Source organism: Azospirillum sp. FG154 (assembly GCF_057809575.1).
On the sequence record NZ_JBMDKF010000009.1, the window covers coordinates 149,142 to 165,496 of the forward strand.

Consider the following 16,355-nt stretch of genomic DNA (forward strand, 5'->3'; position numbering starts at 1 on the left):
TCACCCCAAAGCCAGGATGAAATCCGACAGCGTGCGGCGAAGCCGTCTGGTCGACTCCGTGATCTTGCCGTGATGGACCCGCGTCAGATATCCATACACGAGGAAGCAGAGAGTCCATTGCAGGGCGGTGAGGGCGGCCCCGTCACCGTCGGTGCAACGTCGGATACCGGCGATCACGGAGGCCGCGTTGACGCCGTGATGCAGTTGATCGGCGGCGAACGTCCCAAGATCCCGCTCGCCCGCGGCGTAGACGGAATGCTCCGTGTCCAAGGTGGACAGGCCATGCTCCGACACCAGGACATGGCGCCCTTTCAGGTCGCCGTGGCAAAGGCGCAAGGGCACATCGGGGTGCGCTCCCCGCCCGGCGGGGTGCTGGAGGATCAGCAGAACCGCCGTGCGTATACGGTCCACGACGCTTGTCGGCAACGGCCATCCGGCGAGGTCCGCACTCATCAATATGCGGTGCAGTTCGGCGACCGGATGATTGGCGCGCAGCCCGAAATCTATGCCCTGGGCCCGCCGGTTGAGCGCTGCGGCTTCATCGTCCAGGGCCGCCAGGGTGTTCTCGTCCCCGCTCCGCAAGAAAATCTCCAGCGCCGTGCGGTAGCCCGCCGTGTCGACCGCCGACAGCGGAGCTTCTCCATAGGAAAAAAACCCTTCGATGAGAGGGCGCAGGTCCGGGTAGGAGGGAGCCGCCAGTTCATCGTCATTCCATGCGAAGACCGCATATCCAGCTTTGCGGTCGGCTGCAAGCAAGGATGGGACGAGGGAATTGGTGCGATGGAACAGCGTGTTGTCGACGAAGTCGCCGGCTGTCCGCCCGAAGAACGGCCGCCCCACCGGCAGGACTGCGGCGGCGAGGCTGGGGCGGTCGCGAAAAATCTTGAGGGCGAGAGGTCCCCGATCGGTGTCGATCCGGGCAACCAGATGGTAGCGGTCGGCGATCACGTTTGATCGCGAAATCCGCCGGCCGATGGCATTCTCGACGGCGGGCAGCAGCGCTTCGATGGTGGCTTCGCTAAAACGGGCGCGCAGATCCCAATCCGGCTCGCCCAGGGGAGCGGGGGGTGGATCGGTGTAGAGGCGAGCGATGCGCCCATAGGCATCGGCTTTGGAAAACGCGCTGACCGCCCATTGTCGCGCCAGTTTTCCTCGGACCTCGCGCAGGACGGGATTGCGGAGATAGAGCAACACCGCACCAGCCAACGCTTCGGGATGGTCGACCTCGACGGTGGCGCCGGTTATGCCTGCCTGGACGGTGTCACCGATTCCGCCTTGCCGCGTGCCGATGACGGGACAACCGCAAGCCATGGCTTCCACTGCGACGAGACCGAACGGTTCTCGGAACGAGGGCATGACCACGACATGGCTGCGCCGATAAATCTCCGGCAGAGCCAAGCGGGCAAATTTGCCCCAGATGGTGATTCGCCCTTCCTTGAACTCATGGTGCAAGCGTGGATGAGCAAGGACGAGGCGGCGCACATGAGGAAGTTCGTCGGCATCACCGCCGACGACCCAGACCGAGAAACGCGGCGGATTCGGTAACGAAAGCAGCAGTTCGAGCGCGTCCAGAAGTGTGGCCAATCCCTTTGCCGGATCAAGCGGGCGGCCGACGAAAGTAATGATAGGAATTATGTCATTATGGAATGAATACATCTAGATCTATTCCATGAGGTATGACGGCAATGCGGCGATGGTTTATTTCCGGGTACAAATTCATCAGATCCAGAGATTCTGACGGGCATTGCGCAATCAGAAGATCGGCTGCAGTGAAAACTTTGCTTTCGCATTCATCTCTTAAAATATCTGTGGAGCGAATTTGCTCTCCCAGAGAGCGCTTCTGCCGACCAAAGGAAAGCATATGATGAATCTGACGCAATTTCAGGGAGGCGTTGATTCGACGGCAGACCTCGCCTGCAATCCAATATTGCGAATGCAGAGCGGCGAGACCGCCGATCCGTTCCTGCAGAATAGGGCGGGTTGCCGCTTCCAACTCGTCAAGCATCGCTCCGACATCGCCGGGGGACATTTCCTGGGGAGGTCCAACGGCGACGCGGAAAATTCGGGATCGGGGCCCGAGCGTCTTGAACACCGGTTTTTGCGGGTCGTTCAAGCGGGTTATGAAAGTGACGTCAAATCCCTGGCAAACAAGGAACTCTCCAAGTTCCCGCAGCACCAGGTGGCCGCCCCCGATGCGCTTTCCTCCTGGAATGTCGAACGGATCATTGATGAAACAAACGATCGCGACGCCAATGGGATTATCCTGATTTTCTTTGTCGTCCATATTGATAATTAATAGTTATCCATCTCCTTTCATCCGCCCGATGGCCTTGGTGATGGCCGCTTTCAGACTGGCATCGGTGACCGTCGTGTAGAGCTCCGTCGTCGAAATGCTCTGGTGGCCGAGCAGGCGCTGGACGAAGCGGATGTCTACGCCGTTCTCGATCAGCCGGGTCGCTGCCGTGTGGCGCAGCATGTGGGGGGTGACGCGGCGGGACAGTTCCGCCTCGGTTGCCGCCGTGCGGACCAGGGTGCGAATGTGCTGCGTGGAGGCCGGGCCGCCTCGCGCCGTGATTACGAAGTGCTCGTGCCCCTTGCGCCGCTCTGCCGTCACTGTGCGGTAGGCCGACACCAGCGTCGCCGTCTCGTCGTCGGGCAGGAACACACGTCGCTGACGGCTGCCCTTGCCGACGACGGTCACCACCCGCTCGATCAGGTCGAGGTCGTTCAGGCGCATGCTCGCCAGTTCGCCGACCCGCAGGCCGGTGCACAGCAGGACTTCCAGCACCACCAGCGTCGTGACGGCGTCGAAGTCGGCGCGGCGGGCGATGCGCAGGGCCTTGGTCTCGGTGACGCGGCCGGACAGGCCCACGCGCTCCAGCGCCGTGCGGCGCAGGCGGCGGACCTCGTCGTCGGTCAGGTTGCGCGGCAGGCGCTTGGGCAGGCGGATGCGGGCGTCCAGCCGGTGGAAGGGACTGATCTCGATCGTCTCGTCCAACTCCAGCCAACGGAACATCACCTTCAGGCAAGCCAGCCGCCGCTTGACGCTGGTTTCCTTTAGACTGCGCGCCTCGAACAGGTGGTTGAGATAGCGGCGCAGCAAGGGCCGGTCCACAGCGGCCACCGGTGTGCCAGCCTCGGCGAAGCGCTCGAACTCGGCTAGATCGATGGTATAGGCGCGCAGACTGTGCGGCGACAGGTTCTTGGCCACCCGGCAATGGGTGAGGAAATCGGCACAGGCGCGGGCAACGTTCATAAGGGACTCACCGGAGCGGCAGAGGCACGCGCGCGAGGTCTGGCTGTTCTTCTGACGTACGTGCGTATGCGTTTTGCCCGTTGGTCTAGAAACCCATCGCGGCTCTGGCAAGGCTTAAGATTTCGTATACCTACGTTTTCTGGCATAGGAGGAGCGGGCCATCCGCGCACTCCCGCAACGCGGCGTGCAGCGGCCGTCAAGCTCCCGCAATCGGGTCGCGGTTTGCCGCCAACTCACGGACACGTTCGCCACCCAGCCGGCAGGCACTCCGTTTTCAGCCCAGTGCCGTTTGCAGGTTTTAGTGATTCGTGGAAGCCTGTTTCATGGAGGTGATTTTGGCGATGATGCTCCCTGTCCTTTCCCTCGCTCAGGTGCTACGGACGGAGTTCGAGCGTCCCAGGTCGAGCATGCGGTTGAGAGCTGCGCCGGCGATCACGACCTCGGTGGCGCGGGCGTCGGCCCAGTGGCGTCGGCCCGGTGGAATCGCTGACGGTCGCCGATAATCTGCTTGAAGCGGCCGATCTGGTTCTCAACCCGGGCTCGGATCGTGTAGCCGCTGTCCCGCAGTCAAGCCCGGCGCCCGGTCTTGACGATCGCCTGGATGTGCCGGTCACGCTGGCTTGGCGCCGTCGACGCCGTGGTGCTGGGAACCGCGTCCGCTCGCGGCGGCACGATGACGTCGGCGGCGGGATGGCGCTCATGCACGGCGGTATAGACGGTGGTGGGACGGTCGTAAGCGCCGTCCCCGGTGAACGAAGCCATCGGACCCTGGATCTGATCGAGCAGCGCCGCAACTTCGGCGGCATCGTCACGGTCGCGATCGGTCAGGGTGGCGGCGACAATCTGACCAGTGGTGACGTCGCACCTCCTGCGTCATCGCGGACAGCCACCTCATGGACTTGCAAAAGCCGTGGCGGCGCGTTCGTGAGACGGCCGGACTTGAAGGGGTGCGAATCCATGACCTGCGGCACACCTTCGCTTCCGGCGGACTGCTGGTCGGCGAGGGGCTGCCGATGATCGGCAAGCTGCTGGACACACCCAGATCCAGACGACCGCTCGCTATGCCCATTTGGCGGACGATCCGATCAAAGCCGCCGCGACCCGCATTTCCGGCAGGCTCGCCGCCGCGTTGGGAAACCCAGAAGGGTAATGAGCGTGGCCGCCCCCTTCGCGCCGGATCGGTGTGGCCGAGGGGAGTGAGAGGGCGGACGGGATTCCGGTGACGGGTTGAGAGCCGGAGGAAAGGCTTCCGGCGCCTGTCGCGGAGGTTTCCGCCATGTCCAGACCATCCGCCCCGCCCGGTGCCGACCGGGCGAGCCTGTACGATGACATCACCGGCACGATCATCGCCCAGTTGGAGGGTGGATGCGTGCCCTGGGTTCAGCCCTGGGGGACGGCGGCGGCGAAAGCGCCGCTCGCCATGCCGAAAAACGCCAGCACCGGACGCTGCTATTCCGGGATCAACGTGTTGATCCTGTGGGGCGCGGTCATCCAGCACGGCTTTCCGGCCCAGACCTGGTTGACCTTCCGCCAAGCCTTGTCGTTGGGCGGCGCCGTCCGCAAGGGCGAACGCGGCGTCACCGTCGTCTACGCCGACCGCTTCATTCCCGACGACGAGAAAAAGCGGGCGCGCGACACCGGGGACGATCCCCAGACGATCCCGTTTCTGAAACGCTTCACCGTCTTCAACGCCGCCCAGTGCGATGGGCTGCCGGACGGCCTCGCCGCCGTCGTTCCGCCTCCCCCGAGCGACCTGATCGAACCCACCATGGACGCTCTGATCCGGGCCTCCGGCATCGAGGTTCGCATCGGCGGCGACCGCGCCTTCTATGCCCCTGCTGGCGATTATGTGCAGGTCCCGCCGCCGCAAGCGTATTTTGAGCCGATCAACTGGAGTCGCACGGCGCTCCATGAATTGGGCCATGCGTCCGGCGCGCGACACCGCCTGAACCGCGATCTCTCCGGGTCGTTCGGCTCGAAAAAATACGCTTTCGAGGAGCTGGTCGCGGAGATCAACGCCGCCTTCTGTTGCGCCGCCCTGGGCATCGTGCCGACCGTGCGCCACGCCGACTACATCGGGGCGTGGCTGGATGTGCTGCGCGAGGACAACCGGGCGATCATCCGCGCCGCCTCCCAGGCCAGCAAGGCGGCGAACTATCTGCTCGGCTTCTTGCCGGAAACCGGCGTCGGGGTCCCGCTGGAACATGGGAGGGCGGCATGATCCTCCTCACCGATGATCTGCGCGCCCGGCTTCTGGCCAACGGACTTCAACCCGACACCGACCATGTCCCGGTGGTGAAATTCTTCAACCCGGTGGGAGCGGCGACCTGGCTGGCGACCGAACTCGACCAGGTTCGCGACACCCTGTTTGGCCTCGCCGACCTCGGGATCGGTTGCCCGGAACTCGGCGTTTTCAGCCTGTCGGAACTGGCGTCGCTCCGCCTGCCCTTCGGGCTGGGGATCGAACGCGACATCCTGTTCGAGGCGACCTACCCGCTGTCCGTCTATGCCGACGCCGCCCATCAGGTCGGCAGCATCATGGGCGGCATAGGCCTGCTCACCAAAGCGGACGGCTTCAGTCGAGGAGATCGATGATGCGCGTTCGCCGTTGGTCCGCAGCATTCGCCGAAGACGACACGGCGCGCGAACGCGCCGCCTTTCCCACCCAACCCTTGAGCCCCGCTCCGCTCAAGGAGACATCACGATGACCGACGCAAAGCGCTACGCCGTCGAATGCTATGGCGGTGGCGAGGGGCTTGGCGCCCCGGCCCTGGCGGTGTTCGACCTTGATCGGGAAACCGCCGCCTTCATCGTCACGATGGCCCACCTGATCAGGCAACACCAGATCTATACAATCGAACGCTATGATTTCCGGGTCTGGTACTTCGAGACCGACCCCCGCGACGATCTCGACGAACCACAGCGGACGGCGGCGGACGCTGATCCGAACCTGATCGACCTGCGGAACGACGACCAAACCCTGATGCGGTCGGAGGCTGACCGGCTTTGCGTCACGGCGGATCGTTTCCGCTTCCTGACCTATCGAAAGCACTGCGGCGAAGAAATCGAAACGGCGGGACAGTCGATCGCCACCTTGGCCGCGCATTTCAACATCCCCTGGGAGTTCGGCGACCCGGACGGCCACCTTCAGCCCAAGCACGGCGACGAGGGGCTTGCCGCTCAGGACGGCGGCGTGCTGGAGACCAACGCCCAGGACTCGCTTCACACCCTGCGGAACTGACGGAGGGCGGAGCCGATTACCAGGTTCCTTTTCCGTGCTTCCGCCCATCCACCGTTCCGGCTTTCCACGCCCTCACATCTCCGGTCCTGCGGTTTTCCGGTTCCATAGAAAGCCGCCGCCCCGCCTTCCTGGCGATCAGGGTGCGTGGGAGGCCGGAGGAGAGGGCGAGGAAGGCCGGGATTGTCGTGACGGGTTGGAGGCCGGAGGAGAGTCTTCCGTCCGCCCGTCGCGGAGTTCCACCCGATGGCTGCCGTCCAGAAGATCACTCTGTCACCCTCCCGCGACATCCCCTTCAACAAGCTGGTCCTTTCCCAGGCCAATGTCCGCCGGGTCAAGGCGGGCGTCTCGATTGAGGAGCTGGCCGAGGACATCGCGCGGCGCACCCTGCTGCAAGGGTTGAGCGTCCGGTCGATCCTCGACGCCGACGGCGCGGAAACCGGCATGTACGAGGTTCCGGCTGGTGGTCGCCGCTACCGGGCGCTGGAACTGCTGGTCAAGCAGAAACGCCTGCTAAAGACCGCGCCCATCCCCTGCGTCGTCCGCGACCGTGGCGTCGCCGAGGAGGATTCCCTCGCCGAGAACATCCAGCGCGCGCCGCTCCACCCCCTCGACCAGTTCCGCGCCTTCTTCGCCCTGCGCCAGAAGGGCCTGTCGGAGGAGGAGATCGCCGCCGCCTTTTTCGTTTCGGTCGCCGTCGTCAAGCAGCGGCTGCGCCTGGTGTCGGTGTCCGAAACCCTCCTCGACGTCTACGCCGCCGACGGCCTGTCGCTCGACCAGTTGATGGCCTTCACCATCTCCTCGGACCATGCCCGCCAAGAACAGGTGTGGGAGGCGATCCAGCGCGCCTACAGCCGGGAACCCTATCAAATCCGCCGGATGCTGACCGAGAACACCGTGCGCGCCGCCGACAAGCGGGTGCAGTTCATCGGCATGGCGGCTTACGAAGCGGCGGGCGGCGCCGTGCTGCGCGATCTCTTCCAGTCCGACGATGGCGGCTGGATCGAGGATGTGGCCCTGCTCGACCGCTTGGTCGCGGAGAAACTGAAGGCTCTGGCCGATCAGGTCGCAGGGGAGGGTTGGAAATGGGTCGCCGCCGACATGAGCTTCCCCTACGGGCACAGCCAGAATCTGCGGAAGCTGACCGGCACAGCGGTCGATCTGACCGCCGAGGAGCAGGCGGCCATCGACGCCCTCGAATCCGAACGCGCGCGGATTGAGAACGAACACGCCGAGGCCGAGGAACTGCCCGACGAAATCGACCGTCGGCTCGGCGAAATCGAAACGGCGTTGGACAGTTTCGCCAACCGACCGATCCGCTTCGATCCGAGCGAAATCCGCCGCGCCGGCGCCTTCGTCAGCGTCGGCGCCGACGGCATCCCGGTGATTGATCGCGGCTATGTCCGCCCCGACGATGAACCGCCGGTCGCCGCCGACCCCGGCGGGGAGGACAATCAGCCGGCTGCCGTCCCGACTGGAGCCGCTCCCCCATCACCCCCCGTCACCGTGGTCACGGTCGGCGGTCAGCCCGCCACGGTCGATGAGGAGGAGGACGGCGTCCTCAAACCCCTGCCCGACCGGCTGGTGATGGAGCTGACCGCCTACCGTACCCTGGCCCTGCGCGACGCCGTCGCCGAACATCCCCAGGTCGCGATGACCCTGCTGCTGCACAGGCTGGTCAGCGACCTGTTTCGCCATGCCGGATCGGGAGCCTGCCTGGACGCCTGTGTCCGCACGGTTTCCTTTCCTGCCCAGCCTGCGGATCTCGCCGACAGCCCGTCGGCCAAATCCGTCGCCGAACGGCATGCGGCCTGGAGGAGCGATCTGCCGGAGGACGATGACGCCCTGTGGAGTTGGCTCGCCGCCCTCGACGACGCCAGCCGTCTCGCCCTGTTCGCCCATTGCGTCAGCTTCGGAATCAACGCCCTGCACGAGAAGGTGGATCGCTTCGGCGGAGCGGGCCTGTCACAACACGGTCTTGACCGCCGCCTCCAGCAGGCGGAACGGCTGGCGACCGCCGTCGATCTCGATCTGGTGGACGTCGGCTGGCGCCCCACCGCCGACAATTACCTGGGACGCGTCACCAAACCGCGCATCCTGGACGCGGTGCGGGAAGGCGTCGGCGACCGCGCGGCCCAGCTCATCGAGCATCTGAAGAAGAACGACATGGCCAAGGAGGCCGAACGGCTGCTCGCCGACAGCGGCTGGCTCCCCGAACCGCTGCGGCGGAGGGATGACGACGCGCCGACGCCGGAAACCGAAGGAGAGGCCGTCACCCTGCCCGATTTTCTCACCGGCGACGACGAGGCGTCGGACCCGCCAGCCGCGTCCGACGACGCCCACAGCATCGCCGCCGAGTAACCCACCCGGCCCGGCCTCCCCCAAGGAAGCCGGGCCTTTTCATGTCCAAGGGTCCGATCATGCCCACGACCATCCAGACCATTGTCTACGCCTTCGATGAACTGTCCGACCCTGCGAAGGAAACCGCCCGCGCCTGGCATCGTGAAACCGGCCTCGACCACGCGTGGCACGAGTTCGTGTACGCGGATTTCGAGGCGGTTTGCGCCATCCTCGGCGTCAGCCTCCGAACCAGCCCCGCCCGTCTGATGGGCGGCGGGTCACGACCAGAACCGCATATTTTCTTTCGCGGCTTCTGGAGCCAAGGCGACGGCGCCTGCTTCGAGGGCACGTACGCCTACGAACGGCGCGCGCGCACCCGAATCAAACAGCATGCGCCCCAGGATCCCGAGCTTCACCGTATCGCCGACATCTTGCAGACCATCCAGCGGCGGAACTTTTACCAGCTCCGCGCCGAGGCGCGTCATCGCGGGCATTGCCATCACGAACACAGCATGGCGATCTCGGTTGAGCGCGACAGCCCGGGGCGCCAGGACATGACGGCGGACGCCGAAGAGACCATCTCGGACGCGTTGCGTGACCTCGCACGCTGGCTCTACCGGCACCTTGAACGGGAGTATGATTACCAGACCTCTGACGAGATGGTCGACGAGGCGATCCGCATTGGCGGCTACAGCTTCACCGAAGATGGTGGCCGGTTCGGATAGCGATGTGCCTGACACCATCGGACTGCACCTCATCTCGGCATCAGCAATTACGGTAATGTTTTCTGTTTCCCAACGACCAACATCTCCAGAAACCGCCCGGGAAGTCGCATTTGCGCCAGGAGCGGACTTTGAACCTCGCCGACAACCGGAAAGTCGCGCTCAGTAACTTCAGCTCCGTGCATGGTTCGGGTGTTTGAGGTTGCACTGACATTCCTTGGCAACCGGACTTTCGTGTCGGGCGCTGCTGCCAATTCCGCTAGCCCGCGCGACGTCCGCTCAATGCTATACCCCACGCGCTCGTCCAGTAGCGAAGTGATCCCGGGGGATCAGGATGAAGGCAATGATGCAATGCGGTTGCGGAAGTCCCGCAGGTAGGCTCTGGCGACCGCTGAATGGGGTGCAGTGGGCGCGGCAAGCGACTGCATCTGATCTAGTATGCGGCGCTGGAGCCGGTCGAGACGATCTGTGGCATCAGCGAGTTCTTTGCGTTCAACCGTAATATTCACCGCCGCGAGGTCGCGCGACACCTCACTGATGTCCAGAAACACGCTTTCGAGAAAGCGGAGTTGCTGCAGCAGCCGTGCGCGCTCCTGAACGAGGCGAAGGCGGTTCAGGCCGTACACCTGAATTGATACGGCTCCGCGCACGCTTACCCCGGCAGCGGCGGCGTGGCCGGCGATAGCAGCAGCATCCTCGACCGTTCGTGGCAGAATCAGAGGTCCTGCCGCCGCGCCAACTGTTGGCGCCGGGTAGATTACCCCTGCAGCGCGGTCGCCACCCAGCCAGAAGGCAAGGTGTTCATCAGGATCATCGCGTGTAGGATCCAAGAGCAGTGCCCGCTCGGCAGCGAGGTCTTCGGGTTCCTGCGTCGCGCGTACACCGAGCACTGGGAAACTGTCCTGTTTGCCAGTCTTCATCGCTTGGTAAAGCACCGTTAGGTCCGCCGAGATGGTGGGCGCGAGCTGCTTCCGCCGACGATTGCAGTCCAGGCAGCTTGGGAGAAGGTTGGTCCACTCAGCCGCCAGCCACCAATAGCCTGGATGCGCAGGTTCGCCTTCGACCTGTCCCTTTGGCCGGTAGTGCTCTACGTCGACCGGCGCTTGGGAGGCGTAGAGTGATTCACAGTATGCGCACTTGCCGTGGAAAAGCTCTTCTAGACGTTTCTTTACGTTTTCAGCCTTGTAGGCTTTGAATGGAAATGCCTTCCGCTTCACGTCAGGAGGGAGAGCCTCCTCCATGTGCTTGCGCACACGCTCAAGCTCGGTGCCCTGCTTGCTTCGTGTGGCCAGGGCGGCCGGCGGTGGCTTGTCCCCTCTCGAGACCCGACGCATGTCAGTACGCCTCCAGAGCTTTCACTATGAGTTCGCGTGTGTCGGCCTTGAGGGTCTCAAGCTGGGCGGATCGCAATCCACGCCTTTTCTGGAGGTAGGTGAAAACAGCCTCCTCGACCAAGCGCTGCACCTCCGAGGAGCCAAGCGGAAGCGCATCCATCACCTCATTGCGGAGCTTTCTGAGCGTGGTCCATTCGGACTCGGTCAGTACTTCTCCGCGCGCCTCTCGCGCGATGAGGTTGCCAAGCTTCGCAAGATTATACTCGGCTGCGGGTGAGTCAGTGCTGAATATTGAGAAAAAATCTGACGTTAGGAGTTGCTCCAAAGTCAGGTTCTCCACGTTTGGCAGCGCCAGAATCGTCTCGACGAAGACCGGTAAGTCGTCTGAATTTACTCCATCATTCTTCAGAGTGCGATTGAAGACGACCACCTCCTGGTGATGCATTCCCCGCAGACAGAGTGGGTCGTGGGTCGTTGCGATGATGATAGATTTAGGCAGAACTCTCCGTAGCGCCGCCATGATCTGCATCTTCCATCGCGGATGGAGATGAGCCTCAATTTCATCGATCAGAAGTACGGCCTCGAGTTCTCCGAAGCTCTTGCGTCCAGACGTAGGCTGGAGTGCGATCAGCCCGGCCAGTATGTCGCAGACCATCGCCAGGACCGACCGGAACCCGGAGGAAACCACTTTCAGCGGTGTGCTAATCAATTGCTCCTCAGGCCCTTCTCCGACCTTGGTGACGATCAGGCATCGTCGATTGGCAATATCGCGCCTCACGACCTCAAGGTCGCCCTCAATCATCAAAATGCGCTGGAGGGCGCGGACGACCATCGCGAATTGATCATCGGGCAGGTTGAGGAGCCACTCTTCTGGGTTCGGAAGCAACGTCTCTGATCTGAACAGCGTGACGATGTGGCCCTTCGCAGACCGCCTCGGGGAACGGCTTGCGTACTGCCGGAACGCACCGTAGGCGAAGACAGGCGGCAGATTGTCGGTAGCTCCCGCTTCATCGAATCGGTTGCTGATCGTCAGGGTAAGTTCATCGCTCCCCTCAAAAATGAGGCGTACGGTCGCCGCTGGCGGCGGCGGTCGGTCCTCAGAACCCATCAGCGTCGGATCGAGGATAAGGCTGGCTGGCGAGCGGGCGACCGTATTACGGGTACGCTCATCCGTGAGGGCAAGTGCCATGGCCTCTAGAATCGAGCTCTTGCCCGTCGCATTTTCCCCAAGGACCAGCAGAGCTGAAGCCTCTGCTTCCCTCCCGACACTAGCGTCCTGCGGTACAGCCGCTGGAAGCCACAGATCGAGATTCTCGAGAGCCTTGAAGTTGCTGACTTGAACGCCAACCAAGCGCCGCGGCTCGCCTTGTCCCACCGGGCGGGCCACGGTGGCCCGCGTCACCGGATGCCGAACATCTTCCAGCGCATCATGGACTGCTTGTTGGCCAATGGGAGTGCTCCAGAGGCGCTCGATTATACTGGCAATACGATCTGCGCGAAAACGGAATGTCTGATCAAGCCGGCGACCTACCCTGTCGATGAGCCGTCGGAGCAGGAGACTCCAAGCGCCCCCGTACTCGAGAGAGGGAAAGTCGAAGACGTTGGGGGATACGCCGCGCGCGAGTTCGTTCAGAAGGAGTTGAACATAGGACCCGAATGCCTCCGCCCGGGAAGAGACAAGTTCTCTACGATCAAGGTTAAAGATGGCAATCGTCTGGGCACCTGCTCTGGAAAAGGCTTGGATTTCACCGGAGAGGCTGAAGCTCAAGTGGCTGGCAAAGCTGCGATCCTCGCAAGGGTCCAAAAGCAGCCGTTGGTCACGATGGCGCCATCGCCAGAGGCCGTAGTTCTCGTTGGCGAACGCCTCTAGTTCCTCGGGAGCCGGCAACAGACCTCGGTCGAGCTTGTCCACCGGGAACTGGTTCCGGGCGGCCATCGCGCACGCGCTGCAGAATGCATAAACATTCCCCCAGTCTGTTCGGAGCCATACATAATAGAGGTGCGCAAACTCCGATTTTGCCAGGGGTTCAGCTTCTTCTGCAGGTCTAAAGAGTCGAGCGCTGAGGGGCGCGCTGCTCTCGCAGAAGGCACACTTGCCCATGAAGAGTTGATCAAGCGCCAAGAGAATCTCTTCATCAGCTAGATTGAATCGCTGTGAAGGCGGCTTGATTTGGGAGCGGCGCTCTGGGGTCTCACGCATTATGCGGAGGAACTCGTTCCGTTCAGCTTGCGCGATTGTGCTCCGGAACGGCGCTGGAGGCTGAACCGACTCTCGATTGACGTACTGCACGTCGTCTCCTGCAAAATCGGCTATAATTATAAGCTTTGCCTGCTATGATAGCAATCGGTTTGGTACGTGAGGATGTCAGGAATGAAACGTCAGGTGGGAACCCTGGATGCGGTACCGTCCAAGCGGCTCTTTCTTTCTATCATCGCCGACTATGACTTGAACAAATCGATATCCGAGCTGATCGACAACGGGTTTGATGTCTGGACCCGCGCCGGCCGGAAGAACGCCATCAACATCAAGGTATTGCTTGATGGGGAGCAGGGTACAATCCGAGTGGAAGATGACGCAGGCGGCCTACCTCGAAACGAGTTGCGCTTTATTGTTGGGCCCGGTCAGTCTGGATCCTCTCCAACAGATGAGACCATTGGAATCTTCGGAGTTGGAACGAAACGTGCCGTCGTGGCGCTGGCACAAGACATCAGAATTCGGACACGGCATGGCTCCGGGGATACGTTTCAGGTTGAGTTTGATGAAACTTGGCTCAATGATGACGGTTGGGAACTGCCGCTCTTCAAAACCGACGCTATTCCACCGCGCACAACACATGTTGAGCTCCAGAAGCTGCGCGTGAGGATCTCGGACGATGCTATCGAACTCCTTCAGAGCCATCTCGGCGCAACTTACGCGAAGTTTCTCACTTGCTCCGGCGTATCGCTCAAGCTGAATGGCACGCCGGTTACGCCGCGCTTCTTTAATAACTGGTCGTTTCCGCCACACTACGAGCCTCGGCGCTATACCGGAAAGCTTGAGACTCCGAAGAAACGCATGGTGGACGTTGAAGTTCTGGCAGGCCTTAGCAGCGAATCCAGCCCTGCGGCGGGCGAGTATGGTGTTTACTTTTATTGTAATGACCGGCTCGTAGCTCCCGCCATGAAGAGCTTCGACGTTGGGTTTACAAAAGGCCAGGCGGGTCTTCCGCATCCGAAGATTTCTTTGACAAAGGTGATTGTCTCCCTTCGCGGCGACGCCTGCGAAATGCCCTGGAACAGTAGCAAGTCAGATATCAGCACGAAACACCACGTCTTCATGGCGCTGCACGACTGGCTGGTCAAAGTGGTGGCCGATTATGCACGTATCTCGCGCGTCTGGATGGGTGACTGGCCCGACAAGGTATTTTCCTATGGTGAAGGCAAGATCGTCGATATACCGATTGCCGACTTCCCCACCGCTCGGAAATCCTTTCTTCCTGACGCTCCGAAGTCACGCCCGAGGCTTGCCGAACGCGTGGCCATCAGTAACCAGCGGTTGGCCAAGCGCAAGCCGTGGGTGAAGGGACTCTATGAAGGGATGGTTGCCGCGACGACAGTGGCCAAACAGCCGCTGGAACAAGCTAACTGGTTTGCATTCAACCTGCTAGATCTGACCCTAACCTCGGCCTTGCGTACATATTTGGTGAACGAACTGGAGCAGGGCTCAGACGAGCAGAACCTGAAGTCACTTCTGCGGCGCGCACCACGGGTGCCTGCGGGCCTTAGGGCTCTCATAGCGCTGTCCGACGACATCTGGGGGCAGATGGAGAACATGGCGAGACGACGCGAAGATCTCACCTATGGACGCTCGGTTCCCGTGATCACCGACGCCGACCTGCAAGAGGCAGAGGAACTGGTCAAGTCAGTATTGGTAAGGCTCTACCGCATCCAGCTGGATTCGTAAGCCATATCGCTGCCGCCATTCCGGTTCAGCTGATAGCATGTGAGATGGTTCCTGTTTTCCGGTCAGTTGAAAAAGCTTGGTTCGCCCATGATAATGGACGGACCCGATGACGGGGAATCGGAAGCGGTATTCGACGGAGTTCATGTCGACGCAGACCATAGCTTCCCAAAGCCGCTGACGCGGCTCCGGATCTTTGTGACAGTAGCGTCCGGTTGTGGCGCACTTCTGAACCGCGCCGGGATTGTCGGCGGCTCCCACTCCTGAGAGGATGGAGCGACGATGAGCAAGACAACGAACAAATTTTCAGTTGAGGTCCGCGAGCGTGCTGTTCGGCTGGTCCTGGATCACGAGAAGGATCACCCGTCGCGATGGGCGGCGGTGTCGTCCGTAGCGTCCAAGATTGGCTGTTCGGCACATACGCTGAACGAATGGGTCAAGAAGGCCGAGGTGGAAAGCGGCAACCGCGCGGGCATTCCGCTGGATGTGCTGGAGAAACTGAAGGCGCAGGAGCGGGAGATCCGGGAACTGCGCCAGGCGAATGAGATTCTGCGCAAGGCATCGGCGTATTTCGCGATGGCGGAGCTCGACCGCCGACCGAAATGATGCTGGGCTTCATTGATGCCCACCGCCAGGAATACGGGGTCGAGCCGATTTGCGACGTTTTGCCAATCGCCCCGTCAACTGTGCGTCTGCATGTGGCTCGCAAGGCTGATCCGGCCAAGCTGTCGGCGCGGGCACAGCGCGATATCGGCCTTAAGGCCGATATCCGGCGGGTGTTCGATGAGAATTTCCAGGTTTATGGGGTGCGCAAGGTGTGGCGGCAGTTGCAGCGCGAGGGCATCCAGGTAGCGCGCTGCACGGTCGCGCGGTTGATGCGGGAGATGGGCCTGCGGGGCGCCATTCGCGGCAAGCCAGTGAAAACTACCATTGCCGACAAGGCCTTACCCTGTCCGCTGGACCGGGTGAACCGGCAATTCCGGGCCGACAGGCCCGATCAGCTGTGGCTTTCCGATTTCACCTATGTGTCCACCTGGAGCGGGTTCGTCTATGTGGCTTTCATCATCGACGCCTTTGCCCGGCGGATCGTCGGCTGGCGGGTGTCCCGCACGGCCGACGCCGGCTTTGTCCTGGATGCCCTGGAGCAGGCCCTGCATCAGCGCCGGCCGGTGGGGAAGTCCGGATTGATTCACCATCCGGACAGGGGCAGCCAATATTTGTCCATCCGGTACACGGAGCGGCTGGGCTTGGCCGGCATCAAACCGTCGGTCGGCAGCGTCGGCGATTCATACGACAATGCCTTGGCTGAAACCGTCAACGGCCTCTACAAGGCGGAGGTCATCCACAGGCGGGGACCTTGGAAATCCTTTGAAGCCGTGGAATATGCAACCCTCGAATGGGTCGACTGGTTCAACAATCGCCGCCTGCTCGAACCAATCGGAAATATTCCGCCAGCCGAGGCTGAACAACGCTATCATGACGCCGTGAGCACTCAGCAAATGGCGGCGTGACTCACGAACAATGG

The 16,355-nt window shown here is 62.2% G+C and carries 13 protein-coding genes and 1 other annotated feature; of the genes, 7 read left to right on the top strand and 6 right to left on the bottom strand.

Features of this window, described 5'->3' with window-relative positions; genetic code table 11:
- From ACODS4_RS13045 to ACODS4_RS13060, 4 genes are all read right to left on the bottom strand, one after another.
- Entirely contained in the window at positions 1 to 1,656 is a 1,656-nt protein-coding gene (locus tag ACODS4_RS13045; protein ID WP_488864245.1) for a glycosyltransferase family 4 protein, read from the bottom strand.
- Positions 1,640 to 2,284 carry a glycosyltransferase gene (locus ACODS4_RS13050; RefSeq protein WP_488864246.1) on the bottom strand — a complete coding sequence of 215 codons (645 nt, stop codon included), beginning with the start codon at positions 2,282 to 2,284 and terminating at the stop codon, positions 1,640 to 1,642. The genes ACODS4_RS13045 and ACODS4_RS13050 overlap by 17 nt, the downstream gene beginning before the upstream one ends.
- 15 nt (positions 2,285 to 2,299) lie before the next feature.
- The gene (locus tag ACODS4_RS13055; protein ID WP_488864248.1) at positions 2,300 to 3,256 is read right to left on the bottom strand and encodes a tyrosine-type recombinase/integrase; all 957 of its coding nucleotides are present in this window, start codon (positions 3,254 to 3,256) and stop codon (positions 2,300 to 2,302) included.
- Between the two features lie 567 nt (positions 3,257 to 3,823).
- Positions 3,824 to 4,099 carry a hypothetical protein gene (locus ACODS4_RS13060; protein WP_488864380.1) on the bottom strand — a complete coding sequence of 92 codons (276 nt, stop codon included), beginning with the start codon at positions 4,097 to 4,099 and terminating at the stop codon, positions 3,824 to 3,826.
- Positions 4,100 to 4,532: 433 nt separating this feature from the next.
- Here ACODS4_RS13060 and ACODS4_RS13065 point away from each other — a divergent pair, with 433 nt between their 5' ends.
- From ACODS4_RS13065 to ACODS4_RS13085, 5 genes are all read left to right on the top strand, one after another.
- Positions 4,533 to 5,477 carry an ArdC family protein gene (locus tag ACODS4_RS13065; protein WP_488864250.1) on the top strand — a complete coding sequence of 315 codons (945 nt, stop codon included), beginning with the start codon at positions 4,533 to 4,535 and terminating at the stop codon, positions 5,475 to 5,477.
- Positions 5,474 to 5,851: a DUF2958 domain-containing protein gene (locus ACODS4_RS13070; RefSeq protein WP_488864252.1), complete on the top strand. Its 378-nt coding sequence runs from the start codon at positions 5,474 to 5,476 to the stop codon at positions 5,849 to 5,851. Before ACODS4_RS13065 ends, ACODS4_RS13070 begins: the two co-directional genes overlap by 4 nt.
- 109 nt (positions 5,852 to 5,960) lie before the next feature.
- The gene (locus ACODS4_RS13075; RefSeq protein WP_488864253.1) at positions 5,961 to 6,497 is read left to right on the top strand and encodes a hypothetical protein; all 537 of its coding nucleotides are present in this window, start codon (positions 5,961 to 5,963) and stop codon (positions 6,495 to 6,497) included.
- 243 nt (positions 6,498 to 6,740) lie between these two features.
- Positions 6,741 to 8,855, top strand: coding sequence for a ParB/RepB/Spo0J family partition protein (locus ACODS4_RS13080; protein ID WP_488864255.1), 2,115 nt, complete (start codon positions 6,741 to 6,743; stop codon positions 8,853 to 8,855).
- Between the two features lie 59 nt (positions 8,856 to 8,914).
- Complete coding sequence (locus tag ACODS4_RS13085) at positions 8,915 to 9,559, top strand: hypothetical protein (protein WP_488864257.1); 645 nt, start codon at positions 8,915 to 8,917, stop codon at positions 9,557 to 9,559.
- Positions 9,560 to 9,885: 326 nt separating this feature from the next.
- On the opposite strand, the gene ACODS4_RS13090 is transcribed toward ACODS4_RS13085, so the two are convergent.
- Positions 9,886 to 10,890 (bottom strand): HNH endonuclease family protein, encoded by a 1,005-nt coding sequence (locus ACODS4_RS13090; protein WP_488864259.1) that lies wholly within the window; start codon positions 10,888 to 10,890, stop codon positions 9,886 to 9,888.
- Between the two features lies 1 nt (position 10,891).
- Positions 10,892 to 13,180, bottom strand: coding sequence for an AAA family ATPase (locus ACODS4_RS13095; protein ID WP_488864261.1), 2,289 nt, complete (start codon positions 13,178 to 13,180; stop codon positions 10,892 to 10,894).
- An 81-nt stretch (positions 13,181 to 13,261) separates the two neighbouring features.
- On the opposite strand from ACODS4_RS13095, the gene ACODS4_RS13100 reads away from it, so the two are divergent.
- Positions 13,262 to 14,833 (top strand): ATP-binding protein, encoded by a 1,572-nt coding sequence (locus ACODS4_RS13100; RefSeq protein ID WP_488864263.1) that lies wholly within the window; start codon positions 13,262 to 13,264, stop codon positions 14,831 to 14,833.
- Between the two features lie 279 nt (positions 14,834 to 15,112).
- Positions 15,113 to 16,341, top strand: a protein-coding gene (locus ACODS4_RS13105) for an IS3 family transposase (protein ID WP_488864265.1) whose coding sequence is annotated in 2 segments (ribosomal slippage) — positions 15,113 to 15,407 and positions 15,407 to 16,341 — 1,230 coding nt in all. Because the reading frame shifts where the segments join, the coding sequence is not laid out codon by codon here.
- Positions 15,394 to 15,510: a sequence feature (AL1L pseudoknot), on the top strand. (Overlaps the previous gene by 117 nt.)
- Positions 16,342 to 16,355 lie beyond the last annotated feature (14 nt).

Bases quoted from the DNA above. Each gene is read 5' to 3' on its own strand.
- ACODS4_RS13070 (WP_488864252.1), top strand. From the start codon at position 5,474: ATGATCCTCCTCACCGATGATCTGCGCGCCCGGCTTCTGGCCAACGGA.
- ACODS4_RS13045 (WP_488864245.1), bottom strand. From the start codon at position 1,656: ATGTATTCATTCCATAATGACATAATTCCTATCATTACTTTCGTCGGC.
- ACODS4_RS13050 (WP_488864246.1), bottom strand. From the start codon at position 2,284: ATGGACGACAAAGAAAATCAGGATAATCCCATTGGCGTCGCGATCGTT.
- ACODS4_RS13065 (WP_488864250.1), top strand. From the start codon at position 4,533: ATGTCCAGACCATCCGCCCCGCCCGGTGCCGACCGGGCGAGCCTGTAC.
- ACODS4_RS13090 (WP_488864259.1), bottom strand. From the start codon at position 10,890: ATGCGTCGGGTCTCGAGAGGGGACAAGCCACCGCCGGCCGCCCTGGCC.
- ACODS4_RS13100 (WP_488864263.1), top strand. From the start codon at position 13,262: ATGAAACGTCAGGTGGGAACCCTGGATGCGGTACCGTCCAAGCGGCTC.
- ACODS4_RS13075 (WP_488864253.1), top strand. From the start codon at position 5,961: ATGACCGACGCAAAGCGCTACGCCGTCGAATGCTATGGCGGTGGCGAG.
- ACODS4_RS13055 (WP_488864248.1), bottom strand. From the start codon at position 3,256: ATGAACGTTGCCCGCGCCTGTGCCGATTTCCTCACCCATTGCCGGGTG.
- ACODS4_RS13080 (WP_488864255.1), top strand. From the start codon at position 6,741: ATGGCTGCCGTCCAGAAGATCACTCTGTCACCCTCCCGCGACATCCCC.
- ACODS4_RS13085 (WP_488864257.1), top strand. From the start codon at position 8,915: ATGCCCACGACCATCCAGACCATTGTCTACGCCTTCGATGAACTGTCC.